The sequence below is a fragment of the Paludibacterium purpuratum genome, from assembly GCF_004363805.1.
Taxonomy (GTDB): Bacteria; Pseudomonadota; Gammaproteobacteria; order Burkholderiales; family Chromobacteriaceae; genus Paludibacterium; species Paludibacterium purpuratum.
In genome coordinates this window covers 17,865-41,057 of record NZ_SNZP01000017.1, presented here as the reverse complement: position 1 = coordinate 41,057, position 23,193 = coordinate 17,865, and the positions used below count along the sequence as shown (strand labels likewise).

The window sequence follows — 23,193 nt, the reverse complement described above, 5'->3', positions numbered from 1 at the left end:
TCTGGCACAATGCGCGTCTGCCTGAAAATCCGAGTTGTCATGACGCAAGTACAAGCCACACCCAAACCGATTTTTTCCTATCGCAAATACTGGGCCGAACGCTTTGGTTTAGCGCCGTTTTTGCCGATGAGCCGTGCCGAGATGGATCAGCTCGGCTGGGATAGCTGCGACATCATCCTGGTGTCGGGCGATGCCTATATCGACCACCCGAGCTTCGGCGCGGCGCTGATCGGCCGTCTACTGGAGGCGCAGGGCTTCCGCGTCGGCATCATCGCCCAGCCCGATTGGCACAGTGCCGACGACTTCCGCCAATTGGGCAAGCCCAACCTGTTCTACGGCGTGACCTCGGGCAATATGGACTCGATGATCAACCGTTACACCGCCGACCGCAAACCGCGATCCGACGATGCCTACACGCCGCACGCCGCCCCGAACAAGCGGCCGGACCGCGCCGTGGGCGTCTATGCCCAGCGCTGCCGCGAGGCCTATCCGGGCGTTGGCGTGCTGATCGGCAGCATCGAGGCCAGCCTGCGCCGCATCGCCCACTTCGACTATTGGAGCGACAAGGTGCGCCCGTCGGTACTGGTCGCCTCCAAGGCCGACTTGCTGGTATTCGGCAATGCCGAACGCGCGATCGTCGAGATCGCCCACCGCGCCGGCCGCGGCGAGAAATTGTCCGAGATGCGAGATATTCGCGGTACGGCCTTCATGACGCAGCACGGCTGGCGGCCCGACGAAGACTGGCAGGAACTGGACTCGACCACGGTGGATCAGCCCGGGGCGGTCGATACGCACAAGAACCCCTACGACATGGAGCCGGCCGCCGCCCCAGCGACCGCGCAAGACGGCGTGCAGCCGATACGCTTCATGAACCTGCAAGAGCGCGTGGCGGCACGACGCGATGCGCGGCGCCGCACCGTGGTGCGCCTGCCGGCCTTCGAGGCCGTTGCCTTCGACCCGGTGCTATATGCGCATGCGAGCCGGACGCTACACCTGGAATCCAACCCGGGCAACGCGCGCGCACTGGTGCAACTGCACGGCGAACGCGACGTTTGGCTCAATCCGCCGCCGATACCGCTTAGCACCGAAGAGATGGACTATGTCTACGGCTTGCACTATGCGCGCAATCCGCACCCGGCCTACGAAGGCGCGCGCATCCCGGCCTGGGAGATGATCCGTTTCTCGGTCAACATCATGCGCGGTTGCTTCGGCGGCTGCAGCTTCTGCTCGATCACCGAACACGAGGGCCGCATCATCCAGAGCCGTTCGCACGAGTCGATCCTGCATGAGATCGAAGAGATTCGCGACAAGACCGAAGGCTTCACCGGACACATCACCGACCTGGGCGGACCGACCGCCAACATGTACCGGCTGGCGTGCAAAGACAAGAAGATCGAGACCTCGTGCCGGCGACTGAGCTGCGTGTATCCGGACATCTGCGAGAATTTGAATACCGATCATAGCTCGCTGATCGAGCTGTACCGCAAGGCGCGCGCGCTACCCGGCGTGAAGAAGATCAGCATCGGCTCGGGCCTGCGCTACGACTTGGCGGTGCGTTCGCCGGAATACATCAAGGAACTGGTCACCCACCATGTCGGCGGCTACCTGAAAATCGCACCGGAGCACACCGAGGAAGGCCCGCTGTCGAAAATGATGAAGCCGGGCATGGGCGCCTACGAGAAATTCAAGGAGCTGTTCGAACGTTTCTCGCACCAGGCCGGCAAGGAACAGTACCTGATCCCCTACTTCATCGCCGCCCATCCGGGTACGACCGACGAGGACATGCTCAATCTGGCGCTCTGGCTCAAGCGCCACAATTTCCGCCTCGACCAGGTGCAGGCCTTCGTGCCGACGCCGATGGCGCTGGCCACCACCATGTGGCACACCGGCCGCAACCCGCTGAAAAAACTGGCGCGCAGCTCGGAGAAAGTCGACGTGGTGCGCGACGCTTACCGCCGCAAGCTGCACAAGGCCTTCTTGCGTTACCACGATCCGAACAACTGGCCGATGCTGCGCGAGGCGCTCGTCGCCATGGGCCGGGAAGATTTGATCGGCTACGGCAAGCAGCAATTGATCCCGACGCGCCAGCCGGCCGAGGGTCGCAATGAGCGCAATGCCCGCTTCAATCCGGCCCACACCAAACATACCGGCGAGCCGCGCGTACCGGGCCGTAAACCGCCAAGCAAGGGTCGTCGTTAATTTCATCCGCCAGAGAATCATTACATGTCACAAAGCGAACACTTCATCCCGGGCAAGGACGCCGCGCTCGAAACGACGATCGCGCGTCTGCAAGACCGACTCGCCGAGCTCGGCCTGGAAGTCGAGGAACAATGCTGGCTCAACTCGGTGGAGAACGTCTGGTCGGTGCATCTGGCCAACAAGCATTGCCCGCTGATCTACGTCAACGGCAAGGGCGCCAGCGAGCTGGCCGCCCGCGCCAGCGCCTTGGGCGAGTTTTTCGAACGCGTCGGCAATAATTATTTCTGGTCGCACTACTACCTGGGTGCGGACATTGCCCGGCGCGACACCGTGTTCTTCCCGCAAGAACGCTGGTTTGCGCTGGAAGACGGCGACCACTGGCCCGAGGGGTTGCTCAATCGAGAGCTTAAGGCACTGTACAACCCGGAGGGCGCCATCCCGGCCAGCATGCTGGTCGAACTCAATTCAGGCAATCGCGAACGCGGCATCTGCACCCTGCCATATCTGCGCGAGCGCGATGGCGCCACCACTTGGTTCCCGATCAACATCATCGGCAATCTGTACGTCAGCAACGGCATGGCGGCCGGCAACACCGCGCCGGAAGCCCGCACTCAGGCACTGTCGGAAATCGTCGAGCGCTACGTCAAGTTCAAGGTTCTACGCGAGGGCCTGTGCCTGCCGGACGTACCGCAAGAAACCATCGACCGCTACCCGGCCATTGCCGCCGGCATCCGCGGCCTGCGCGACGCCGGCTTCGGCATTCTGGTCAAGGACGCATCGCTGGGCGGTCAATTCCCGGTCATGAACGTCACGCTGCTCAATCATCGCGACCAAGGGGTATTCGCCAGCTTCGGGGCGCACCCGCGCTTCGAAATCGCGCTGGAGCGCGCGCTGACCGAGCTGCTGCAAGGCCGCGCGCTGGCGCAACTCGACGGCTTCCCCGAACCCGGCTTCGACATGGATGAAGTGGCCGACCCGCAGAACCTGGAGATTCACTTCGTCGACTCCAGCGGCGTCATCGCTTGGCGCTTCTTCGGCGACACGCCGGACTTCGACTTCCACCACTGGAACTTCAGCCAGACCACGACCGACGACTACGCCTGGATCACCGACTGCATCCATCGTGCCGGTTACGATATTTACTGTGCCGACTTCGATCATCTGGGCGTCTATGCCTGCCGCATCCTGGTGCCTGGCATGTCCGAGATTTACCCGCTGGAAGAGTTGGAATGGGAAAACAACAGCGTCGGCAACACGCTGCGCCCGTATTTGCTGCGCCTGCCGTCGCTTAATCTGGCCGAGTGCCGCGATCTGCTGGATCTGCTGGATAGCTTGGGCCTGGACGACCTGCGCCCGGTGCCGGCGCTGATCGGGGTGGCGGCCGATGCCGACTCCGCCTGGAAGGAACTGCGCATTGGCGAACTCAAGACGCTGCTCGCGTTGGCGCTCTCCGACGAGGACGGCATCCGCGAAGGCTGCGACTGGATACGCCACTTGCGCCACATGCCCCCCGCCCGCCACAAGGTCTATCGCGCCATTGCCGCGCTACTCGATCTGCAAGGCGATGCCGAGCACAGCCTGACGCTGTTGTACGGTGTCGACACGGTCGCACAGGCCAAGCGAGTGCTTAGCGGCGAAACGCGCTTTTTCGGCCTGAACGAGCTGGGCGCCAACATCGAGCACAGCCGCCTGCATCAAAGTCTGCTGGCCGAATACCGCAAGCTGTGGCCCTAAAAGCCGGTTCGATGCGCGCAACCGCTCTCCATGCGCTATAGTGTCCATGTATCCATGACAAATGGATTGCGCATTCAAGCGGCTTGGAAGGAGGCGCCATCATGCACATGGAGCGCTGGTTGCTCGAATTTCCGGCATCGGTACGTAAGGCGGCATTGCAACAGGATCTATCCGGGGCAAAGCTGATCATGGCACGGCTGGAACGGCATTACGCCAACAAGAGTTCGGGCGAGCGCCAGGCGATTTATCTGAGCTTGGCTCGCACGATTCTGGAAGATCTGGACAAGGAGACCTACCGCCAAGCGGAAGGTTTTTTACTGCAGATCGGTCTATTGCAACACCAGAAGGCCTGAAGTCCCCCGTCACGCCCGCCGCCTCCGCGGCGGGCTTTTCATTGCACCACACAAAGTATCGAGGCTTTCCACGATATGGCATTGTCAATTCGTGTCGACCCTGTTATTTTGGCCGACTGCGCGCGACGCAAACGCCGTAGAGCGATAAGCACACCCGCCGCAGAGGAACAACGCCACTTAGGGAGCACGCATGGCCACACAACGCAGCAGCGTTCAACGAAGACTGATCACCCCGGCCTCCTGGGGCAAGAAAGACCCGCGTCAGATAAACGCGTCCGGCGAGGAACGCGCCTGCGGGCACTGTTCGCACCGCGGACTCAAGGCCGAGAGCACCATTGCCGGACAGATGTTCCGCTGCCCCGCCTGCAAAAAACTGCAATTCTGAGCACCGTCACGCCCGACTGAGATGTATCAAACCACTCGGCGATCGTTCGTGACATAGTGACGCATCGAACCTCTTTCATCGGAACGCAGCGCACATGGCCTCTCTGTTCAAACGCCTCGTCGACAAAGTCTTCGGCCCCGACCCCGAACCGCCTCCGCCCTTAAGTGAGCAAGAGCTGGCCGCGGTCGAGCGCTTTCTATTCGAAATTTTCGTCCAACAGAAAGCCAAAGCCGGAATGCCAGTTGGCGCGGTACTATTTTCTCCTCGTCTACGTCGGCTCAGCCCCCTGGTGCAACATATGGAGCAAGGCATGAGCTCGCTGTTCGAAAAGGGCTGGGTGGAAACCCATAATGCACGCTTCCTGGTGCTGACCGATGCCGGCTACGAACGGCTTAAATTTCTTGGCCTGGAAAAAACAGTCGACTGATACGCCAGAAGCACAATCGGCGGCAGCGCCGCCGATTGCCTCCCACTCCCGCGATTTCAAAGTTTGAAGTTGCTGAACATCTTCTCCAGGTTCTGCGCCAGCTCGTTGAGCTGATGTACCGCCGCGCTCGCCTGATGCAAGGCCTCGTCCGACCCTTGCATCTGCCCGGTGATGCGCTCCGCACTTTGCGCCATGGCGGTGGTTGCCGCCAACTGTTCGCGCGTGGATAGCGCGATCTCCTCCATCTTGTTCACTACCGCATCCATGTTCTCGCGGATCGAAGCAATCTTCCCGGCCGTCTCGCCAGAGGCGCCGGCACCGGTTTGTACTGTTTGCAAAGTGCGATGCATGTCGCTGACCGCGGTGCCCATCTCGCTCGTCATGCCCTCGATCATGCCGGTGATCTGCACCGTCGCTTGACCGGTACGCTCGGCCAGCTTGCGCACCTCATCGGCAACCACGGCAAAACCGCGCCCCTGCTCACCGGCACGCGCCGCCTCGATGGCGGCATTCAGTGCCAGTAGATTGGTCTGGTCGGCGATATCCTTGATCACGCGTATGATGCCGCTGATTTCCTGCGAGCGCTGGCTCAAGCCGTTTAGCAGACTCGACAACCCCTCGACTTCGCGCGCCGAACGCCCCACATCGTCGGCCACCACCTGAACCGAATGCGCCGATTCGCTCGACAGCGCACCGGTGTTCTTCACCAGTTGATCGGCATCGTTGGTATGGTCGGCGATATGCGAAATGCTGACGGTGATCTCTTCGATGGCGGCGGCATTCTCGGCCGTCAGGTTCGACAGGGCCTGGGTATCGCGCGACAATTTGCCGATCACCTGATTGATCTCGTTGACCCCCGTCGTCAACCTCGCCGTCTCGTGCCGGATCTCCTGGAACATATTGCGCAGGATATCCAAGAAACGGTTGAATGCCCGCGCGGTCGAGGCGATTTCGTCCACACCCTGGATGTCGATTTTACGCGTCAGGTCACCGCCGCCCTCGGAGATTTCCTGCATGGCATCATGGATGCGGCGCATGCCGGAGAGCATATGGCTGATCTGCAAACCGGCTAGCGGCAGAATCAATAGGATCAGCACCAAGAGCGTCAGACCGGCGCGCAAGACCAAACCGTTGAGCGGTGCCAACGCGCTGGCCTTGTTCACCGCCACGGCCAAATAGAGATCGGCGCCAGGTACCGCCTGGACGTAGAAATAGTTGACGCCGCTATCGAACTGCACTTCCCGCACCTGCCCGCTGGCGGCAAGATCGGCCAATACCGTCGCACTGAGGTCGGGAGACAGATCGCCGACCGGCTTGTTGATCCGCTCGGCATCCTTGTACACCAACACCTGTCCATCCTTGCCCATCAGCATGGCGAACCCTTCGCCGGACAAGTTGATACCGAGCACGTTCTTCACGATATCGTCGAGCAAGGTGTCGGTGCCGAGCACGCCGATCAAATTACCGTTCTTGCGCACCGCACCGGCGAAGGAAAGCACCAACTTGTGCGTCGACACGTCGACATAGGGGGGCGCCATCGTGGTGCCGTTGGCGGCGACCGCCGACACATACCAGGGCCGATGGGTCGGATCGAAGCCAGGCGGAATACCCAAATCATGGTCGCCGATCATCCGCTTGTCGGTCGTGCCGAGATAAGCCGCTTGAAAAAGGCCTGACTTGGCGGTCTGAACGATGCCGGGCAGCGGATCATCCGCCTTGGACAAGTTTTCGACACCGGCAGTGACGATAGACATGCGCACATCGATCCAGGACTTGATCAAACGTGATGTATCGGCGGCGGCATTGGTGATTTCATTCTTGATGCTAACGTCGATCAACTGATTGCGCATTTGGAGATAACTGCCGACCGTCATGGCACATGTGATCAATACCGCCAGCGCCACCACGAAAACAATCAGCTTGGTTCGCAGAGTCATTTTCATCCGCCACCCCATTTTGTCGGTACCGCCCGATGGCGGAATATGATTGGTATTCATACGGTATAGCGCATAGAAATATGAAAAAAATGCGCAAGATCAAAAAAAGGCCGCGAAAGCGGCCTTTTTTGCAGGATGCGGCTCATGACCACTCAGCGAGTGTTGATTTCACCCTGGCAATTTTCATATTTCATCAAACCAGCCGGGCAGGCGATCGCTTTCAGCCCGGTGTCGACGCACAACCACAGCCCGGTCAAGAACTTCTTCTGCTGGGGATCTTTGTCGCAGGTGGCGAACTGGGCGGCAGCCGGATATTGCGGATTGCGCTCGGCAAAACGCTGCTTGATGGCGTCGACCGTACTCTGCGCCGCCAGCGCCGGCACCGTAATTTTTTGGTAGGCGGCAATGGCGTCGCCAAAATAGCGGTTCACACGCTGGTAATACCCGGCGGCATCGCTTTGCTCGCTGCCCGGCTGATAAAACGGCGTACAGGTGGCGTGCTTACTCCACTCGTGATCGACAAATTCGACCGCGTTCTTCAGGTACGGCCGATAGGGATTGGCAAAGGTCAGCCGCGTCGAATCGAGTGGCGGCACGGCATGGCAATCGTGCGGATAACTGCCATCGCTACGCTCCGGCCACAAGCCATGGAACATCAACGGCGCCACCTTCTCGCCACATGCCTGAGACGGATCGAGCGTCGCACCGCTCTTGCCGGCCGTGCCGGTCTGACACCAGCCCGGCACCCATTGCGTGGACAACAAGTAATAGTCGAATCCGTTACCGGCCGGTATATCGGCCGCCATTGCTAAACCACTCAGTACCGCCATGGCGCCGGCCACGACAACAAGCCACGTTTTCATCATGCAAAGCTCCCCATCAGGTCAACATCGAACGGCGGACAGTATATTCCAATGGGTTAACAAATAAAGCTTCGACATCAAATGACCCAACGACAAAGGACATCAGAGGCAATACTTGCCGCCGTCAGGCCACGCAACCACAAAATATGGTAGGCTTGCCCAACCGTTTGCCCAGAACACACCATGAACGCCTCTCAGATTCTCAGCTTCATGATTCAGGCCAAGAGCAGCCAACAGATCAAGTGGGCGGCCATTCCGGCACTGTATGCCGTCACCTTGGCACAGATCGCGCCCAAGCTCAGCGAAGAAGAACTCTTCAGCCTGATCGCCATCGGCTCGGTGCTGTACGACCACAGCACCAAGGAACTCACGGCGCAGGCCGCCACCAATCAATTGATCCAATCGCTGATGCACCCCACCCCGGATCCACAATAGAGACAAGGGGCCCATAAGGCGCACTGCAGGAGCGGCTGTAGCGGCTTCAGCCGCGATACCCTCCACCCCGCACTACCCTGTTCGCGGCTCAAGTCGCTCTCACAGCCCCTGCGAGCGATCAAGAAAAATGCCAGTCGGCGTTAACTGACTGGCATTAGGCGAAAACCCCATTTCATCGAACGATCAGCCCTTACTTGGCGGGCCGACCAGTCTTGATTTTTTCCAGTTGCGACAGCGCTTGTTGCAACTGCGCGTTGGATAGCTTGCTCAAAGCGGCCAGGCCGGCACGCAACAACTCGCTCTTCTTCACCTCCTGCCCAAGTGTCAACACACGCTGCTTCAGCGCGGCAATCTGCTGGTACTCGCCCTCAGGCATGGTGAAACTATCCCTAACCAACTTGGGCTTCTTACCCCCAGCCTTCTTCTTGACCCGAATCTGCGACGCGACCTGCACCTCGGCAAGCACCTGGGCCGGATGCGGATCGACTGCGGGCTTGGCTGCTACAGGCTTGGCTGCTACGGGTTTGGCCGCTGCGGGTTTGGCTACTGCGGGCTTGGCCGCTGCGGGCTTGGCTACTGCGGGCTTGGCTACTGCGGGCTTGGCTACTGCGGGCTTGGCCGCTACAGGCTTGGCTACTGCGGGCTTGGCCGCTACGGGCTTAGCTACTGCGGGCTTGGCCGCTACGGGCTTAGCTACTTCAGGCTTGGCAACAGCCGATGCGGCAGCCGCCGGTTTGGCAACAGCCGATGTGGCGGCCGCCGGCTTGGTGGTGCGATTACTTGCTTTCATTGCTCACCTCTGTGCACAAGTTAACCTTAACAGTATAAACAATTTATACTGTATTTCAATTAACCGGCATGAAATGCGCAAAATTTGACCGCTCCATATCCCCAACGACCGGACAAGCACTTGCAGCATTTGCCCACAGTCTTATCCACAATCTCTGTGGGTAAAGCCCACCTCGCCAACCCCCGTTCAGCCGCCCGCGCCCCGAGCCTCGCCACGCAAAACGACCGCCGCCTCACGCAAAGTGGCTTCGGTCGTTTCCCAATTCAGACAAGGGTCGGTCACAGAACAGCCATAGCGCAACGCAGACAAATTTTCCGTCAACGGCTGGTTACCGGCCTCCAGAAAGCTTTCCAGCATCAAGCCGACAATACTGCTGTTGCCATACTCGATCTGGCGCAAGACATCGCCAACCACCAGCGGCTGCAGCGCGGCCTGCTTGCCGCAATTGGCGTGTGAGCAGTCGATGACGATATTGCAGGGTAAGCCCGCCGCGCTGAGCGCCGCTTCGGCCATGGCGACACTGACGCTATCGTAGTTCGGCCGCCCGCCCCCGCCGCGTAAAACCAGATGGCCATAGCGGTTGCCGCGGGTACGAATAATCGACGAACGCCCCTGGCCGTTGATACCAAGAAAACTATGCGGATACGAAGCCGACATAATGGCATTGACCGCGGTGGCGACCGAACCATCCGTGCCATTTTTGAAACCAACCGGCGTGGACAAGCCGGACGACATCTCTCGATGGGTCTGCGACTCGGAGGTGCGCGCGCCGATCGCCGTCCAGGCGATCAGATCGCCGATGTACTGCGGCGCAATCGGATCCAGCGCCTCGGTTGCCGCCGGCAACCCCAAACGGTTGACTTCCAACAGAAACTCGCGCGCACGGAACACCCCTTCGTCGATCATGAAGGAATCATCCATGCGCGGATCGTTGATGAACCCCTTCCAGCCGGTTGTGGTTCGCGGCTTTTCGAAATAGACGCGCATCACCAAGTAGAGCACGTCGGATAGCTCATCCGCCAACCGCTTGAGGCGGCGCGCATAGTCGAGCCCGGCAACCGGATCGTGAATCGAACAAGGACCGACCACGACGAACTTGCGTTTGTCGGATCGATCGAGAATCCGTTGCAGCGCTTGTCGACTGGCCAGCACATGCTCGGCCAACGCATCCGACAGCGGCAGGCGTTGATGAATATCATCCGGCGTCGGCATCGGGTCGAATGACTCGATATTGAGATTTTCCGTTTTAACCATGGCAATATTAGAAAAATAATGTCACCACAGCTTACCAGAAACACTCAAGGACTTGCAGTTAATCCATCAGGGAAAAAACCCGCACCCGCTGCACATAGCAGATCAGACAAGAACCGAATACGAAACTGGCCAGCAACCCCCACTCCACCGCACCCAACCCGACACGCGCCAAATTATCGCCTTCCAGGTAAGAAACCAGGGCAAGGCCCATCCAGGCGGATAGCGTCACCAGGCTTCCGAAAATCGCCCGATTGTCGACGTCAGGAAACATCTTGGGCAAAGAAAGGGTCAACGCCATGCTAATCACCCGATCCAAACCGACAAAGACGACAAACAACAGCGTCGCGCCCCACAACGGGCAATACGCCTTGACCAGAACAAGAAACACCGCCGCTGACAAGACAATGCTGCCCACCAGCGTTTTGACATAACCGAAATATCGCAGAACATAGGGCGCCGCAAAGGTCATTGCCACCTCGGCCATACCGATAAAGAACAGCCGCGAGCCCACTTCGAGCAATTGCAGACCGTAATGCCGGTAAAACCAGATCCCGGCAATGGCATAGATACCGAAATAACAGGCCTTACTGAATACCATGCCAAGGTAAAACGGCATCGCCTGCGGCTGGCCAAGCGCCATGCCGTAATCGCGCAGCAGGCTCTTCGCCTCCCATTTTTCAATCGTCTGCGTCACCTTTCCCGTCTGGGCATACAGCAACGCGCCACACCCCAGAATCAACACGGCAAACAGCAAAAACGGGCTGTGCCAAGCCGACTTGGCCGCGACGATGGTGGCAAATGGCACACCCAGCGCGGCAGCCAGCGGCCGGGCCGACATCAACACATTCACCATGGCCTGATAATTGGCTTTGGAAACCCCATGAAAGGTTAGCCACCACATCAACGACGCCATAATCCCGCCGCCCAAGCCAAAAACAAAGCGGAACACCACGGCCATCGCAAACGAAGGAAAAGCCAGGAAACCCGCCACGCCCAACACCATGGCTGCAACAGTAACAACGACCAGCCTGGACAACATGACCGAGCGCGTCAGCATCGGCCCCCAAAACACGCCCAAGACGATCCCCGCCGTACAACTGGAAATCAGCAGCAGAATTTCGTCCATGGAAACGCCGAAATGCCGATGCAACGGCAACACCATCGGCGAAATCGATGCATCCACCGTCGTGAATGCAAAGATGATCAGGAATGATGCGTAAACAACCCAACGCTCTTTCAACATAACCCACTCTCGACTTTGCTCGTAACAACCTGGGATGACAGGCGCTCCCAAGCTAGCATCGAGAAAATTCCTTTGGCATGTTTTTCGCCGGGACATGACCTGAATCAACAGCGGCTTGCAGCGAAAAATGCCATGCAACCTCGGGGAACTTACACAACAGACTACGTCACCAAATCGATGCCGATCTTGGCAGTCACATCATCAAGAAGCGCGTCCCGCTCCCTGGCCGAGGCAAGCGCAACGGAGCACGTACCTTGCTGGCGTACCGCCATGGAAACAAGGCGTTTTTTATCTATGGATTTGCCAAGAACGAGCGCGACAACGTTTCTCGCGACGAGCTGAGAGCCTTAAAACAATTGGCCGAGGTGTATTTAAACTTTCATACCGCGCAACTTGCGTTAACGCTGCTCGAAGGCAATTTGATCGAGGTTCCTTACGATGACTAGCCGCTTGCTAAACACCTTGCATGAAACGGCCAAAGAATTGGCCGATATAGGTCTGATCGACGCTCAGACCATGCGTGAGTTCGATGCCAGTTGCTTGCCGCCGGTCAAGCCATTTTCGCCGACCGAAATCAAATCGCTGCGACTGAGCTGCCGCGCTAGCCAAGCCGTATTCGCCGCATACCTCAACACCAGCTTGTCGACAATCCGCAAATGGGAGCGTGGAGAAAAACACCCCAACGGGCCTTCGCTGAAACTCTTGAACCTGGTAGCCCGCAAAGGACTGGAAGTATTGGCATAGCGCCACACGCCACCATCAGCCAGCATCGAAAACATTCCTCTGGCATGCCTTTCGCCAGAACATGACCTGAATCAACAGCGGCAAGCGAAGCACAACCGTCGCCAAAGCGCTCGTCATGCCACAATCGAGGAACAGCGAAAACCCCGTTCAGCCACCCCGAAAGAACAGCATGCCCCACACCGCCCTACAACCGGAAACCATTCAAAAATTGGGCACCGCCGCTTATCCGGCTTTCGCCATGATCGCAGGCATGCAGTTGGATTTGTTCACGCCGCTGGCCGCCGGCCCGATGAGCGCCGAACAATTGGCGGCAGCGCTGAACGTGGCGCCGGCACGATTGACCCCATTGCTATACGCGCTGGTGGCGGCCAAGCTGTTGACGGTCGAGCAAGCGCTGTTCGCCAACACCCCCGAAGCCGATGAATTCCTGGTCAAAGGCAAGCCGACCTACCTCGGCGGCCGGCATGCTTTCTACACCGCCCGCTACCAGGAACTGCAACATACCGCCGCCTCCATCCGCGCCGACCGGCCGCTGGCGAAGCTGGACTTCGGCACCCTCCCGTCCGACGCAATGGAAACCTACCTACGCGGCCTGCACCCCGCCACAAAAGCTTGTGGACGCATGCTGGCGAGCCGTTGGGATTTCTCACGCCATCGCCACCTGCTCGACGTCGGCGGGGGATCCGGCGGGCTGGCGACGGCGCTATGCGCGGCCCACCCATCGCTGCGCGCCACGGTTTTGGAAATGCCCATCGTCGCGCCGATCGCTCAGCGCCTCATCGCCGAAGAAAACATGACGGAACACGTTCGCGCGCTCGTAGGCGATGCGGTACAAGGCTCGTTCGACGGACGCTACGACGTCGCCGTCCTGCGCTCCTTCTTTCAAGTTTTGTCGCCCGCGCAAGCACAGCAGGCTCTCAAGCATGTTTTCCAAGTACTCGAACCCGGCAGTCCGGTATTCATTCTCGGCAAAATCCTCGACGACTCGCGCCTTGCGCCAGAGGAAGCGGTGACGTTCAACCTGGTATTCGTCAACATCTACGACGAAGGCCGCGCCCACACCGAGCGGGAGTATCGGGAATGGCTGACCCAGGCTGGCTTCGAGGAAATAACGCGCGTCGTGCTCGCCGGCGGCGAAAGCCTCGTCACCGCACGCAAGCCCGCATGGACCTGATCGGGCACGCCCGGTTAAACCAGCGATTTTTTCAAGAAAAAGCGAGAAAAGCCGCGAGGGTAATCCGGCAGCTCACCAAAAACCGTGTATCCCAGCTGTTGGTAGAATCCTTTGGCCTGAAACTCAAACGTATCCAGCCACGCGCTATGACAGCCTCGCGCAATGGCCTCCCGCTCCGCCATGGCTAATATTTTTTTGCCGAGGCCTTTACCGCGGGCCGCCTCAGGAACGACAAGGAGCTGGGTAAACAACCAACCGTACGACGTCGCACCCCAGAGACCGCCCACCACCTCATCCGCCTCATTCTTGACAGTAATGACCAGCGGGCGGTAACCGCCTGGGCCAGCCTGCTGTTCATTGAACTGTTTCAACGGGCCGATAATCCGCTCTCTGACTTGCTCATCCGCAATATCGGAAAGATCCAGTTTAAACTCCATCGAAGCTTCTTTCTTGCGATAGCACCCGATTGAATCATGGCGCGTTGCGTGTCGACTTACCGTTCGGCTTTGTCGTGCGGCAATCCTTCACGTCAGCGCTTTCATGAATGCGCAGCCATTTTTGCCAATACCATTTGATGAATCGAAGGATGTATCGCATGTTGTGATATCGATTTGGTCGTTATTTTATCGAAACGATGAGGTCGACCTCGACAGCAGCGCCCTTGGGAAGCTGCAGCACGCCAACGGAGGTTCTGCTGTGCATGCCGATCGAGCCCAATACCTTTGCCAAAGTATCCGATGCGCCATCGGCCACCTCGCTTTGTTGTGTGAAGGACGGCGCAGATCGGACATAGACAGTCATTCTAGACACACACTGAATTGACGCCAGAGAACCGATGGCGCGCTGAATCAGGGCAAGGGCACGCATCACGCAAACCGCGGCGGCTTTTTTCGCGGAAGCCAAGTTAATGCCATCACCGACAGCGCCAACAAACAATACCTCGTCGCCCATCCTGGGGATTTGCCCGCTAATGAAAAGCTGCTTTCCATCCTGAACAACTGGCGAACAGTTGCCGCCAATTTTCAATTCCCCAGAAAAATCATACCCCAGATCTTTCGAGGCATCTGCAAAGCGATTGTCCGCCGTCATGCCACCCTCCATTATTGAAAGTCGGTCATCAATCTGTGATCGAGCATTCGATACCCCGCCTTTCTGCCGACAAATCATGCCATATAGGTAGATTAATCACCAAACTGGGCATATGACCGTATCCAGGAATGAAGACGATGGGCGCGATCGCACCTTACGGCCACAAATTTCAGCATTTTCTGACGGCCGCGCTTGATTGTCAGTGGGTGTGTGGCTGGGTAATCTACGGGTGCGGCGTTTGCCGCGTTATGAGGCGCGGGCCCGGGGTGGTAGCACACCGCCGAACCCGCTGGCCACACCAACTCTCACGAGGAGCCAGTATGGTTGCCATCGATAGTAATGCAGTCCCTGTGTTTTCACAAAAGCAGGATTCCCGCCAGCATCAGTTGTTTTCGCTGATTTCCATGTTGTGCACGCCGCATCAGCCTCGCCCAAATTCCGACGAGTGCCGCTTGGTGGTCGATAGCCGCTTGTTTTGGGCGTTTGAGCCGATCGATGCCGGCATGACATGGATGGTGCTGCCGCAGGTCGCGCATGCGCGCCATCTTGCGAACTGCTTGGTGCTAACGGCCGATTAACGGCCTTCACTGGAGGCGGGGAGCACGGCTCCCCGGCCATCCTCTCGCGCTTGACCTATCGACTAGTCCTATACGCGGCTTGGTTGAAACCTGTCCACAATCACAACTCGGCTACGGCTGAACATTTTGGAATTGGGAAAAGCAGTGTGAAGAGGATGACCTGACTGGTTTTATCGAACCGCTAGCATCTAGAAATTCATCACTCCAGGTTGGGTTGTCATCTCCGACTTCCGGCGAAATTCCATCGGTGTCAGGTACTGCAAACTCGAATGCGGGCGCACTTCATTGTAATGAATGTGTCAGTCTTCGATCACGATCTTGGCTTCAATCCGGTTCCGGCATCTATCTCTTCCGCGCAGCGCATGTAGTGCTTCAGTGCGTTGTATTGACTGTTTTCTTTGCCTTCCTCGGTGCGCGGGCCGGTGCTTTTCTCCCATGGTTTCCACTGTCTGATCAGCTCTGCCTGCCAGGCCCGTCGCTCGGGTGTCCAGCCGTTCCCCATGCTCATGCGCCAACGGACACTCTCGGAAACTAATGGACAACAAAAAACCCAGAGAGCCTTTAGCTGTCTGGGTTTCTTGATACTTCTCGGTACTGCATGGGAAGTAAATTTGGTGGAGGCGGCGGGAATCGAACCCGCGTCCGAAAGCCCTCTACAGTGAGATCTACATACTTAGCCGTGTCGTTTGAATTTAACCTCTCCCCCGCCGACGGGCAGGCTGGTTTGAGGCGAGTCACCTTAATTTAACCCTGGATCAAGTAACCCGAAGCAAGGCGAGCTGATGTAGGATGACTCTGCGGGAGTTGCCTCCACGGCCCATCAGCGAGCCGCTGCAGAGTCCGACTTAGGCCGCTAGGGCTGTCGGAGCGTAAACGTTGTCGTTTGCGGTTATTACAATTTCAGCGTTTTACGGGGTAACTGAAATCCCGGTATGCACCCATCCGCTTTGCAACCCTCGTCGAAACCAGGTCGCCCCCAGATGATCCGCCAGTATACCGCTAGGCGGGGTAGGCGTCCATGACCTTATGGAGCCCCCCCAGCAATTCGCGACATTCTCATTTATGGTTCATGTTTCTCGCATACAATGCCATTTAGGTAAACAACACCTATCGGCATAGCAATTCACAGACCACGCGGGAAATTGCACATGACATCGAAGAAATGGCTATTGGCGCTGGCACTCGGTTGCCTGCTCGGGATGGCACATGCTTATGCAGACGATCCGAACGACACGGCAAATCAAAGTCAATTGGTCGAGCAAGGCAGCTATAACAACGTCGACGGGCAAACCGTACATAAACCGGCACATTCGAAGTCCGGCAAGCGTCCGGACGGCGCCACAGCAAAGTGCGGGGATGGCACGTATAGTTTCAGCCAACACCACCGCGGCACCTGTTCGCGGCATGGTGGCGTAGCTGAGTGGTTTAAATAACGAGACAGCGGATAGGCAAGACCAGCTATGCGCCGTCATTCATGCACGGCGCATGTGCCATCGCCTGCCACTCGTCCCAACCCTGCACCCTCCCCGGCCATGCCACGGCTTCGAACGGCCATTCGGCATTCAACCAGTCGCGCAGGGTGGCGAGTACGCTGCCCGGGTCGGGCTGCGCCTCGTCGTTCGCCAACCAAAAGAAGGCCTGAGCTTGAAACAGCCGTCGGCGCGCATCGTTGTCGATACGCGATTTGATCGGCTTGATATGCAGGCACCCCAAGTAACGCTCGCCTTGTAGCATGGCGTAGGCAAAGGCCTCGCCTTCATTGAACTCTCGCTCATGACGCAACAGATCGGCCAGGTTCTCTTCGTAACTGATGTCGGCGTCAGGCCAATGATTATCTGGGCCAAAGACATGGCGGATCGTGTCGGCACAGCGTTCCAACGCGGCGAAATCCTGCTGAGCCCATTCCGGCGACAAGACCACCAGATCGAGATTCGCCAGTGAAACGGTGCGCGGCGGCACGAAGCTTGCAGGTATCAAATGCATGGCGGACTCTCCTGTGGGTTTTCCGATTATGCACCAGCCGCCAAGATTTCGGAAAATCTCATAGAGTCAGGTCGGAACAAAAGGTAGAGGCAGATCAACACGCTATCGGTGCTCGCCACCGCATAATGACATCCTGTCTTCACCCATGCCGGGGCTTCATATGCACACCACCGTCAGCGCGGCCGTCGATGCCGACATCAAGGCACAGGCGGTCAGTATTCTGCAGCGAGAAGGCCTGACGATGTCGCAGGCCATTCGCGCATTATTGAGCTACGTCGCGCGCGAAGGACGCCTGCCGGGCGACATCGCCTTTTTCGGCGCCGATAGCCAGCCATCCACCGGCGACGCGGATGAGCACGACCTGCCGACCTATGCCAGCTTTTCCGAGTTGATGCGCGCAATCACCGGCGAACCGTGAATTACAGCAGGTGCCGCAGGCCGGAATAGCCGATCGACAACCCCACCAGCACGATCAATACGCCCGAGAAGTACGGTGCCTTGCGCGCGAACTCGCCCGCGCCGCGCCAACGCCCGGACAGGTGTTTGAGGCTCAGCGCCGCCAGAACGCCCGAGGCCACCATGGTCAGTGCCAGGCCAACGCTAAAGCACAGCACCAACGTCGCCCCCAACGCCACTTTCTTCAATTGCAAGCACAACAACAGCACTGTGATCGAGGCTGGACACGGTACGAGACCGCCGGTCAGACCGAATAGCACAATCTGCCCGGTGGTCGCCGAGCGGCCGGCAAAACGGCGGCGAATGTCTTCGGCGTGTGCTCGCTCGTGAGCATCCTGAGCTTGGCCCGCCATGATCTCGAACGCCGCCATGGCATCTTGTGCGGCAACCGGCCGGTATTTGCCCACAGTGACGCCCCTGCCATGAGCATGCTTCAGCGAGCTGCCCTGTGCGTGTGGATGGGCATGCGAATGCGAGTGGCCATGGGCGTGATCGTGCGGGTGATCGTGCTCGTGGTGATGCTGCTCGCGCCAAGTGCGCCACAACATCCAGCAGGCAACGGCCAGAATCATCACCGCCGATACCAACTGAAAATACGGCTCGCTTGATTCGGCGCGCCATTGTCCGCCGAAATGCAGTCCAACCATCGCCACCAGCCACACGACGGCAGTGTGCGACAAGGTGGCCGACAGGCCGAGTAGTACTGCTTGGCCGATCGTGCCGCGGATCGCCACAATGAACGCCGCCATCATGGTTTTGGAATGGCCGGGTTCGAGGCCATGCAAGGCGCCGAGCAGGATAGCGCTGGGGATAAACAACCAAGCGTTACCGTACTGCAATAGATTGGTGAAGTTCAACATAGTCGTTTGTCATCCAATAGTCATTGACGGCAGTATACTCCCCCGCAGTATAAAAATACTACCCCCCTGTATTTTGTGCTACGCTGCCGGCTAATTGGAATCGATAAGGAGAAGGCATGTCGCACACCATTCGCGACCAAGCCAAACTACTTGCTCGAGTGCGTCGCCTGCATGGCCAAACGGCCGCACTGGAAAAGCTATTGACCAATGGCACCGAGTGCAGCGCCGTGCTGCAACAGATCGCCGCGATTCGCGGCGCAGTCAACGGGCTAATGGGCGCGGTGATCGAAGGCCATTTGAGCGTTCACCTGGTCGATGAGCCCGATCAGGCGCAACGCCAACAAGATCTGGAAGTCGTACTGCAGGTGATCAAGTCGTATTTGAAGTAACACAGCCGGATCGGCAAAAATGCAGTCGCGCCCAAACCCATGATTCCGTTATACTTCCGCCCCACATCATTCGTTCACGCAGGAAGTTTCCATGAGTTTGTTGCCGCACCAGGTCGAGTTGCTGTCCCCCGCTAAAACCGTCGAGATCGGCCGTGAGGCCATCCTGCACGGCGCGGACGCCGTCTATATCGGCGGACCCAGCTTCGGTGCGCGCCACAACGCCTGCAACAGCGTCGCCGACATCGCCTCGCTCACGCGATTCGCCCATCTCTATCACGCTCGCGTGTTCGTTACGCTCAACACCATTCTGCACGACGCCGAGCTGGATGCGGCGCGTCGGTTGATCTGGCAATTGTACGACGCCGGGGTCGACGCGCTGATCGTCCAAGACATGGGCATTCTGGAATTGGATCTACCGCCGATCGAGCTGCACGCCTCCACCCAGTGCGATATTCGCGACGCCGACAAGGCGCGCTTCCTGGCCGATGTCGGTTTTTCTCAGCTGGTGCTGGCACGCGAGCTATCGATCGAGCAAGTGCGCGCCATCGCCGCAAGATTGGACGGCGCCGCCACCATCGAATACTTCGTCCACGGCGCCCTGTGCGTCGCCTTTTCCGGCCAGTGTTACATCAGCCATGCCGAAACCGGCCGCAGCGCCAACCGCGGCGACTGTTCGCAGGCCTGCCGGCTGCCCTACACGCTCACCGATCAGAAGGGCGGCGTCGTGGCCTTCGACAAGCACCTGCTGTCGATGAAAGACAACAACCAGAGCGAAAACCTGGCTGCGCTACTGGATGCCGGGGTGCGTTCGCTGAAGATCGAAGGCCGCTACAAGGACATCAGTTACGTCAAGAACATCACCGCGCATTACCGCCAGTTGCTGGACGAGATCTTCGAACGCCGGCCGGATTTGGCGCCGGCAGCCAGCGGCAGCAGCGAGATCTTTTTTACGCCCGACCCGGACAAGACCTTCCATCGAGGCAGCACCGACTACTTCGCCACCAGCCGCCAAAGCGATATCGGCGCGTTCGACTCGCCAAAGTTTGTCGGCGTAGCGCTTGGCACTGTGCACAAGGTCGGCCCGGACTGGTTGGAAATCGCTAGCCTCGAGACGATGAGCAACGGCGACGGCATCAACTATCTGCACAAACGCGAAGTGATCGGCATGCAGCTCAATACCGCCAAGCCGGCCGGCCTGAGCGATGAGGGCGTGCCGCTATGGCGCTGCCAGCCGAATGACCCAACGCTGCTAGCCGGGCTCAAGCCCGGCGTGGAGATTTGCCGCAACCGCGACCATGCCTGGGAGTTGGCGTTGCTCAAACCCTCGGCCGAGCGGCGCATCGGCGTCTGGCTGAGCCTCGCCGAGTGCGAGGGCGGCTTGGCGCTGACACTGACCGATACCGACGGTTGCAGCGCCACCGCTCGCCTGCTGACGGCACTGACGCCGGCCAAGGATGCCGAGCGTGCGCGCCAGGGGCTCGTCGACGGACTCGGCAAGCTCGGCAACACCTGCTTCGTCGCCCATGAGGTCCGGCTCGATCTGAGCCAACCGTGGTTCGTGCCGGCCTCCGCCATCAATGGCTTGCGGCGCGAAGCGATCGAGCAATTGGAAGCTGTCCGGCTGGCGGCCTGGCAGCGCCCAGCGCGCAAACCCGCCATCGAACCGACGCCCCGCTACCCGGCCGACTCGCTGAATTATCTGGCCAACGTCTACAACGAATTGGCTTGGCGCTTTTACCGCCGTCATGGCGTCGAAGTGATCGAACCGGCCTACGAAGCGCATCAAGAGGATGGCGAGGTGAGCCTGATGATCACCAAGCATTGCCTGCGCTTCAGTTTCAATCTGTGCCCGAAACAGGCGAAGGGGATCAAGGGCGTGATGGGACAAGTGCGAGCCGACCCGTTGATTCTCAAGTCCGGCAGCGAAACCTATACGCTGAAGTTCGATTGCCGCCCGTGCGAAATGCATGTCATGGGCAAGATGAAAAAGCACATTCTCAAATCGGCACCGCCCACCGAGATCCCGGCGCTGGCGCCGATCACCTTCTTCAAGCAGCGACCATAGTCCGGTCCACCCTAGGCGGGTTCACCCGCTGCTCCACCGCCTCGGCAACGGCTAGCAAGCGCGCCTCATTTCCAGGCGCCGCCACCAGCATCAAGCTGGGCGGCAGACCGGTGGCCGGGTCGGCGAACGACCAGGCCGGCACGGCGATCGCCGGTAGATCGGCATAGTTGCACAGCGCCAGCGGGCTAATCTGTTGATTGAGTCCCGGCCGCAAGGAGCGACGATTCATTTCGCCGTGCGCGGGCGCCAGCATACCCATCGTCGGCAAGAGCAGGATGCCGTCGTCGCCAAGCATCGTGCGGTACAGCTCGCGCACCGTCTGAAAGCGGCCGATCAGCCGCTCGGAACTCCCCGCATGTTTCGGCACCGAGAAACGCCCAAACGTCGCGCCATAGAGCAGCCACATGAACAGGCCTCGGTCGATGCCGGGCCGATCAATTATCTGACGCCAGGCCTCCGCCAGAAAACGGAAGGTTCGATCGCCGCTATTGAGCGCTCGATACCAATCGGCTTGCATGTCGTGCAAGATCATCGGCGCGATCAGATCGTACAGCGGCACCACTTCGTCGAAGCGCTGCCTTTCTTGTCGCATACCGCTCGCCAATAGCGCCGCGCGCGCCGCGTGCAGCGCTTGATCGATACACGGCGACTCGCATTTCAATGGAAAGTCCGCCGCCTCGATCAGTCGCAGTCCGCTCAACGTATCGACTGCGGGCAGCGTGACTTGTGCCAACACTTGGTACACCAGCCGGGCATCGCGCACCGAGCGGGTGAGCGGTCCGATGGCGAGCCAACTATCGGTGAAGCCGTCGATTTGCGGCCAGGCACCTTGCTTCGGCACGGCCGTCGAGGCCGGCTTGAAACCGACCACCCCGCAACAAGCAGCCGGAATACGGATCGAGCCCAGGATGTCAGAGCCGACACCGAACGCCACCGCGCCCGAGGCCACCAACGCGGCGTCGCCGCCGGACGAACCGCCAGCCACCCGATCCGGAGCGAGCGGGTTGCGCGTGATGCCGTGACGCGGGCTGGAGGTTTCGGCGGTCATGGCGAACTCCGGCACGTTGCCGCGCGCCACGATGAGCGCGCCGGCGGCCTTGAGTCGCGCCACCACCGTTGAGTCCTGCGCCGGGATCAGTGGCCGCATAAAGTTCGAACCGGCATGAATCGGCTGCCCGGCCATACCGAGGGTCTCCTTGACCGAGCACGGCAACCCCGCCAGCGGGCCAGGCTGGGCGACGTCGCACTGCTGGCGCGCCTCATCGCGCAAAATGCAGCTCGCCGCATTGAAAAGCGGCTGCACCTCGCCCAAGCGCATCAGATGACGATGCAACAGTTTCTCGGCACCGAACGTCCCCTGCGCCATTTGTTGCAACAGGATCGTGGCATCGGCTAACTCGCGCGGCAGCGGTTCGGACATACAAGCCTCTCATGACATTCGGATTACGCACATTGTGATCACAATGACATAAAGCATGCTAATGCGCACGCAAAAGCCGTCAGGCAGCCACGACAAATGCATGACAAAGATGCCGAGCCCCCTGCGCCTCTGCTATGATATTCAGGAAAAAAGGCGGGCATTCACATGAAAAAAACACACGCTTTGCTAATGTCTCTCCCTCTGGCATTCCTGCTGGGCTGCAATGCCTCCGGCTCCACCACCGAGCAAGAGCAGCAAGATGTCACCGACACCACCTATTTCAAGGCACAAGCCTTGCGCCAGTCGCTAAGCTGCCCGCTCCCCAAGGGCACGCGCGCCTTCAAACCGCTCGGGAACATCAAACCGGACGACGTCAAAACCCAGGCGCTGGCCCGGGAATACGTCGAATTGAAGCGGCGCGAGACTGAGGCCTCCTGGCAATCGGCAGCCCAATATTTCAACCAGGATCAGTACTCGGCGGAAAATTGGAAAGCCCGCATGCGCGACAACCTCGCCGCTATCGACGACAGCATGCTGGCCTACCGCAAGAACAGCTACAACTTCGCCACCCCGCTGGACGAGTACGTCCAATCCCAGGCGGACCAGTACCACCAAGCCTGCAAGCAGTACATCCAGGCCAATCAGGAGTGGGTCGACAAAGACCGGGCGTTGGAGCGACTGCGCCAGGAGAAGAAGCAGCCCTGGCTAGACCAGACCCGGCCGCTAACCTGTTCGATGATGGCGGGCAAGAACTGCTACGACGATTAAAAAGAAGCGAACACCCGTAGGAGTGGAATGAAAAAACGGGCGCCTCG

Annotated in this window: 27 protein-coding genes and 1 other RNA gene; 15 read left to right on the top strand and 13 right to left on the bottom strand. The window is 59.2% G+C overall.

The window, feature by feature from the left end; translation table 11 throughout:
* Positions 1-39: 39 nt before the first annotated feature.
* The 5 genes from DFP86_RS17445 to DFP86_RS17425 all read left to right on the top strand — a co-directional run bounded on the left by DFP86_RS17445 (position 40) and on the right by DFP86_RS17425 (position 5,098).
* Positions 40-2,199 carry a YgiQ family radical SAM protein gene (locus DFP86_RS17445; protein WP_133683667.1) on the top strand — a complete coding sequence of 720 codons (2,160 nt, stop codon included), beginning with the start codon at positions 40-42 and terminating at the stop codon, positions 2,197-2,199.
* A 24-nt stretch (positions 2,200-2,223) separates the two neighbouring features.
* A complete protein-coding gene (gene ycaO, locus DFP86_RS17440; RefSeq protein ID WP_133683665.1) occupies positions 2,224-3,933 on the top strand; it encodes a 30S ribosomal protein S12 methylthiotransferase accessory factor YcaO in 1,710 nt (569 codons plus the stop codon).
* Between the two features lie 101 nt (positions 3,934-4,034).
* On the top strand, positions 4,035-4,286 hold the full coding sequence (locus DFP86_RS17435) for a hypothetical protein (RefSeq protein ID WP_133683663.1): 252 nt from the start codon (positions 4,035-4,037) through the stop codon (positions 4,284-4,286).
* A gap of 190 nt (positions 4,287-4,476) precedes the next feature.
* On the top strand, positions 4,477-4,671 hold the full coding sequence (locus DFP86_RS17430) for a hypothetical protein (protein ID WP_133683661.1): 195 nt from the start codon (positions 4,477-4,479) through the stop codon (positions 4,669-4,671).
* A gap of 94 nt (positions 4,672-4,765) precedes the next feature.
* Positions 4,766-5,098: a hypothetical protein gene (locus DFP86_RS17425; protein ID WP_133683659.1), complete on the top strand. Its 333-nt coding sequence runs from the start codon at positions 4,766-4,768 to the stop codon at positions 5,096-5,098.
* 56 nt (positions 5,099-5,154) lie between these two features.
* Here DFP86_RS17425 and DFP86_RS17420 read toward each other — a convergent pair whose 3' ends face one another.
* A complete protein-coding gene (locus DFP86_RS17420; protein ID WP_133683657.1) occupies positions 5,155-7,041 on the bottom strand; it encodes a methyl-accepting chemotaxis protein in 1,887 nt (628 codons plus the stop codon).
* Between the two features lie 146 nt (positions 7,042-7,187).
* On the bottom strand, positions 7,188-7,901 hold the full coding sequence (locus tag DFP86_RS17415; RefSeq protein ID WP_133683655.1) for a ribonuclease T2 family protein: 714 nt from the start codon (positions 7,899-7,901) through the stop codon (positions 7,188-7,190).
* Between the two features lie 180 nt (positions 7,902-8,081).
* Here DFP86_RS17415 and DFP86_RS17410 point away from each other — a divergent pair, with 180 nt between their 5' ends.
* Entirely contained in the window at positions 8,082-8,333 is a 252-nt protein-coding gene (locus tag DFP86_RS17410; RefSeq protein WP_133683653.1) for a hypothetical protein, read from the top strand.
* 190 nt (positions 8,334-8,523) lie between these two features.
* Here the strand turns inward: DFP86_RS17410 and DFP86_RS19650 are convergent, their stop codons facing one another.
* The 3 genes from DFP86_RS19650 to DFP86_RS17390 form a co-directional block, all read right to left on the bottom strand.
* Positions 8,524-9,123 (bottom strand): hypothetical protein, encoded by a 600-nt coding sequence (locus tag DFP86_RS19650; RefSeq protein ID WP_243729434.1) that lies wholly within the window; start codon positions 9,121-9,123, stop codon positions 8,524-8,526.
* A 186-nt stretch (positions 9,124-9,309) separates the two neighbouring features.
* Positions 9,310-10,377, bottom strand: a complete 1,068-nt coding sequence (locus tag DFP86_RS17395; RefSeq protein WP_208108380.1) for a 3-deoxy-7-phosphoheptulonate synthase — start codon at positions 10,375-10,377, stop codon at positions 9,310-9,312.
* A 58-nt stretch (positions 10,378-10,435) separates the two neighbouring features.
* Positions 10,436-11,728, bottom strand: coding sequence for an MFS transporter (locus DFP86_RS17390; protein ID WP_133683645.1), 1,293 nt, complete (start codon positions 11,726-11,728; stop codon positions 10,436-10,438).
* 65 nt (positions 11,729-11,793) lie between these two features.
* Here DFP86_RS17390 and DFP86_RS17385 point away from each other — a divergent pair, with 65 nt between their 5' ends.
* From DFP86_RS17385 to DFP86_RS17375, 3 genes are all read left to right on the top strand, one after another.
* Positions 11,794-12,066, top strand: a complete 273-nt coding sequence (locus DFP86_RS17385) for a type II toxin-antitoxin system RelE/ParE family toxin (RefSeq protein WP_133683643.1) — start codon at positions 11,794-11,796, stop codon at positions 12,064-12,066.
* On the top strand, positions 12,059-12,364 hold the full coding sequence (locus tag DFP86_RS17380) for a helix-turn-helix domain-containing protein (RefSeq protein ID WP_133683641.1): 306 nt from the start codon (positions 12,059-12,061) through the stop codon (positions 12,362-12,364). The genes DFP86_RS17385 and DFP86_RS17380 overlap by 8 nt, the downstream gene beginning before the upstream one ends.
* Before the next feature lie 169 nt (positions 12,365-12,533).
* Complete coding sequence (locus tag DFP86_RS17375) at positions 12,534-13,538, top strand: methyltransferase (protein WP_166642324.1); 1,005 nt, start codon at positions 12,534-12,536, stop codon at positions 13,536-13,538.
* 14 nt (positions 13,539-13,552) lie between these two features.
* Here the strand turns inward: DFP86_RS17375 and DFP86_RS17370 are convergent, their stop codons facing one another.
* The gene (locus DFP86_RS17370; RefSeq protein ID WP_133683636.1) at positions 13,553-13,975 is read right to left on the bottom strand and encodes a GNAT family N-acetyltransferase; all 423 of its coding nucleotides are present in this window, start codon (positions 13,973-13,975) and stop codon (positions 13,553-13,555) included.
* A 181-nt stretch (positions 13,976-14,156) separates the two neighbouring features.
* Entirely contained in the window at positions 14,157-14,627 is a 471-nt protein-coding gene (locus DFP86_RS17365; protein WP_133683634.1) for a RidA family protein, read from the bottom strand.
* Positions 14,628-14,947: 320 nt separating this feature from the next.
* On the opposite strand from DFP86_RS17365, the gene DFP86_RS17360 reads away from it, so the two are divergent.
* Positions 14,948-15,205 (top strand): hypothetical protein, encoded by a 258-nt coding sequence (locus DFP86_RS17360; RefSeq protein ID WP_133683633.1) that lies wholly within the window; start codon positions 14,948-14,950, stop codon positions 15,203-15,205.
* A 188-nt stretch (positions 15,206-15,393) separates the two neighbouring features.
* Here DFP86_RS17360 and DFP86_RS19645 read toward each other — a convergent pair whose 3' ends face one another.
* From DFP86_RS19645 to ssrA, 3 genes are all read right to left on the bottom strand, one after another.
* Positions 15,394-15,501, bottom strand: a complete 108-nt coding sequence (locus tag DFP86_RS19645) for an integrase core domain-containing protein (protein ID WP_133683737.1) — start codon at positions 15,499-15,501, stop codon at positions 15,394-15,396.
* Positions 15,502-15,515: 14 nt separating this feature from the next.
* Complete coding sequence (locus DFP86_RS17350) at positions 15,516-15,707, bottom strand: hypothetical protein (RefSeq protein WP_133683631.1); 192 nt, start codon at positions 15,705-15,707, stop codon at positions 15,516-15,518.
* Between the two features lie 110 nt (positions 15,708-15,817).
* Positions 15,818-16,183: a transfer-messenger RNA gene (gene ssrA, locus DFP86_RS17345) on the bottom strand.
* 170 nt (positions 16,184-16,353) lie between these two features.
* On the opposite strand from ssrA, the gene DFP86_RS17340 reads away from it, so the two are divergent.
* Complete coding sequence (locus DFP86_RS17340; protein ID WP_133683628.1) at positions 16,354-16,638, top strand: DUF3761 domain-containing protein; 285 nt, start codon at positions 16,354-16,356, stop codon at positions 16,636-16,638.
* 25 nt (positions 16,639-16,663) lie between these two features.
* Here the strand turns inward: DFP86_RS17340 and DFP86_RS17335 are convergent, their stop codons facing one another.
* Positions 16,664-17,188 (bottom strand): hypothetical protein, encoded by a 525-nt coding sequence (locus DFP86_RS17335; RefSeq protein ID WP_133683626.1) that lies wholly within the window; start codon positions 17,186-17,188, stop codon positions 16,664-16,666.
* Between the two features lie 160 nt (positions 17,189-17,348).
* On the opposite strand from DFP86_RS17335, the gene DFP86_RS17330 reads away from it, so the two are divergent.
* Positions 17,349-17,606, top strand: a complete 258-nt coding sequence (locus DFP86_RS17330; protein ID WP_166642322.1) for a type II toxin-antitoxin system RelB/DinJ family antitoxin — start codon at positions 17,349-17,351, stop codon at positions 17,604-17,606.
* Between the two features lies 1 nt (position 17,607).
* Here DFP86_RS17330 and DFP86_RS17325 read toward each other — a convergent pair whose 3' ends face one another.
* Positions 17,608-18,504 (bottom strand): nickel/cobalt efflux transporter, encoded by an 897-nt coding sequence (locus DFP86_RS17325; RefSeq protein ID WP_133683622.1) that lies wholly within the window; start codon positions 18,502-18,504, stop codon positions 17,608-17,610.
* Positions 18,505-18,620: 116 nt separating this feature from the next.
* On the opposite strand from DFP86_RS17325, the gene DFP86_RS17320 reads away from it, so the two are divergent.
* Both DFP86_RS17320 and DFP86_RS17315 read left to right on the top strand, forming a co-directional pair.
* Positions 18,621-18,893, top strand: coding sequence for a metal/formaldehyde-sensitive transcriptional repressor (locus DFP86_RS17320; protein WP_133683620.1), 273 nt, complete (start codon positions 18,621-18,623; stop codon positions 18,891-18,893).
* A 91-nt stretch (positions 18,894-18,984) separates the two neighbouring features.
* A complete protein-coding gene (locus DFP86_RS17315) occupies positions 18,985-20,958 on the top strand; it encodes a peptidase U32 family protein (RefSeq protein ID WP_133683618.1) in 1,974 nt (657 codons plus the stop codon).
* On the opposite strand, the gene DFP86_RS17310 is transcribed toward DFP86_RS17315, so the two are convergent.
* Positions 20,942-22,378 carry an amidase gene (locus DFP86_RS17310; protein WP_133683616.1) on the bottom strand — a complete coding sequence of 479 codons (1,437 nt, stop codon included), beginning with the start codon at positions 22,376-22,378 and terminating at the stop codon, positions 20,942-20,944. The two genes, DFP86_RS17315 and DFP86_RS17310, sit on opposite strands and share 17 nt — an antisense overlap.
* Positions 22,379-22,543: 165 nt before the next feature.
* On the opposite strand from DFP86_RS17310, the gene DFP86_RS17305 reads away from it, so the two are divergent.
* Positions 22,544-23,146 (top strand): hypothetical protein, encoded by a 603-nt coding sequence (locus DFP86_RS17305; RefSeq protein WP_133683614.1) that lies wholly within the window; start codon positions 22,544-22,546, stop codon positions 23,144-23,146.
* Positions 23,147-23,193 lie beyond the last annotated feature (47 nt).

Excerpts from the sequence above, each read along its gene's own strand:
- DFP86_RS17395 (WP_208108380.1), bottom strand. The coding sequence starts at position 10,377 with ATGGTTAAAACGGAAAATCTCAATATCGAGTCATTCGACCCGATGCCG.
- DFP86_RS17310 (WP_133683616.1), bottom strand. The coding sequence starts at position 22,378 with ATGTCCGAACCGCTGCCGCGCGAGTTAGCCGATGCCACGATCCTGTTG.
- DFP86_RS17415 (WP_133683655.1), bottom strand. The coding sequence starts at position 7,901 with ATGATGAAAACGTGGCTTGTTGTCGTGGCCGGCGCCATGGCGGTACTG.
- DFP86_RS19650 (WP_243729434.1), bottom strand. The coding sequence starts at position 9,123 with ATGAAAGCAAGTAATCGCACCACCAAGCCGGCGGCCGCCACATCGGCT.
- DFP86_RS17350 (WP_133683631.1), bottom strand. The coding sequence starts at position 15,707 with ATGGGGAACGGCTGGACACCCGAGCGACGGGCCTGGCAGGCAGAGCTG.
- DFP86_RS17370 (WP_133683636.1), bottom strand. The coding sequence starts at position 13,975 with ATGGAGTTTAAACTGGATCTTTCCGATATTGCGGATGAGCAAGTCAGA.
- DFP86_RS17315 (WP_133683618.1), top strand. The coding sequence starts at position 18,985 with ATGAGTTTGTTGCCGCACCAGGTCGAGTTGCTGTCCCCCGCTAAAACC.
- DFP86_RS17430 (WP_133683661.1), top strand. The coding sequence starts at position 4,477 with ATGGCCACACAACGCAGCAGCGTTCAACGAAGACTGATCACCCCGGCC.
- DFP86_RS17380 (WP_133683641.1), top strand. The coding sequence starts at position 12,059 with ATGACTAGCCGCTTGCTAAACACCTTGCATGAAACGGCCAAAGAATTG.
- DFP86_RS17320 (WP_133683620.1), top strand. The coding sequence starts at position 18,621 with ATGTCGCACACCATTCGCGACCAAGCCAAACTACTTGCTCGAGTGCGT.
- DFP86_RS17305 (WP_133683614.1), top strand. The coding sequence starts at position 22,544 with ATGAAAAAAACACACGCTTTGCTAATGTCTCTCCCTCTGGCATTCCTG.
- DFP86_RS17420 (WP_133683657.1), bottom strand. The coding sequence starts at position 7,041 with ATGAAAATGACTCTGCGAACCAAGCTGATTGTTTTCGTGGTGGCGCTG.
- DFP86_RS17375 (WP_166642324.1), top strand. The coding sequence starts at position 12,534 with ATGCCCCACACCGCCCTACAACCGGAAACCATTCAAAAATTGGGCACC.
- DFP86_RS17335 (WP_133683626.1), bottom strand. The coding sequence starts at position 17,188 with ATGCATTTGATACCTGCAAGCTTCGTGCCGCCGCGCACCGTTTCACTG.
- ycaO (WP_133683665.1), top strand. The coding sequence starts at position 2,224 with ATGTCACAAAGCGAACACTTCATCCCGGGCAAGGACGCCGCGCTCGAA.
- DFP86_RS17410 (WP_133683653.1), top strand. The coding sequence starts at position 8,082 with ATGAACGCCTCTCAGATTCTCAGCTTCATGATTCAGGCCAAGAGCAGC.
- DFP86_RS17340 (WP_133683628.1), top strand. The coding sequence starts at position 16,354 with ATGACATCGAAGAAATGGCTATTGGCGCTGGCACTCGGTTGCCTGCTC.
- DFP86_RS17435 (WP_133683663.1), top strand. The coding sequence starts at position 4,035 with ATGCACATGGAGCGCTGGTTGCTCGAATTTCCGGCATCGGTACGTAAG.
- DFP86_RS17425 (WP_133683659.1), top strand. The coding sequence starts at position 4,766 with ATGGCCTCTCTGTTCAAACGCCTCGTCGACAAAGTCTTCGGCCCCGAC.
- DFP86_RS17325 (WP_133683622.1), bottom strand. The coding sequence starts at position 18,504 with ATGTTGAACTTCACCAATCTATTGCAGTACGGTAACGCTTGGTTGTTT.
- DFP86_RS17330 (WP_166642322.1), top strand. The coding sequence starts at position 17,349 with ATGCACACCACCGTCAGCGCGGCCGTCGATGCCGACATCAAGGCACAG.
- DFP86_RS17445 (WP_133683667.1), top strand. The coding sequence starts at position 40 with ATGACGCAAGTACAAGCCACACCCAAACCGATTTTTTCCTATCGCAAA.
- DFP86_RS17365 (WP_133683634.1), bottom strand. The coding sequence starts at position 14,627 with ATGACGGCGGACAATCGCTTTGCAGATGCCTCGAAAGATCTGGGGTAT.
- DFP86_RS17360 (WP_133683633.1), top strand. The coding sequence starts at position 14,948 with ATGGTTGCCATCGATAGTAATGCAGTCCCTGTGTTTTCACAAAAGCAG.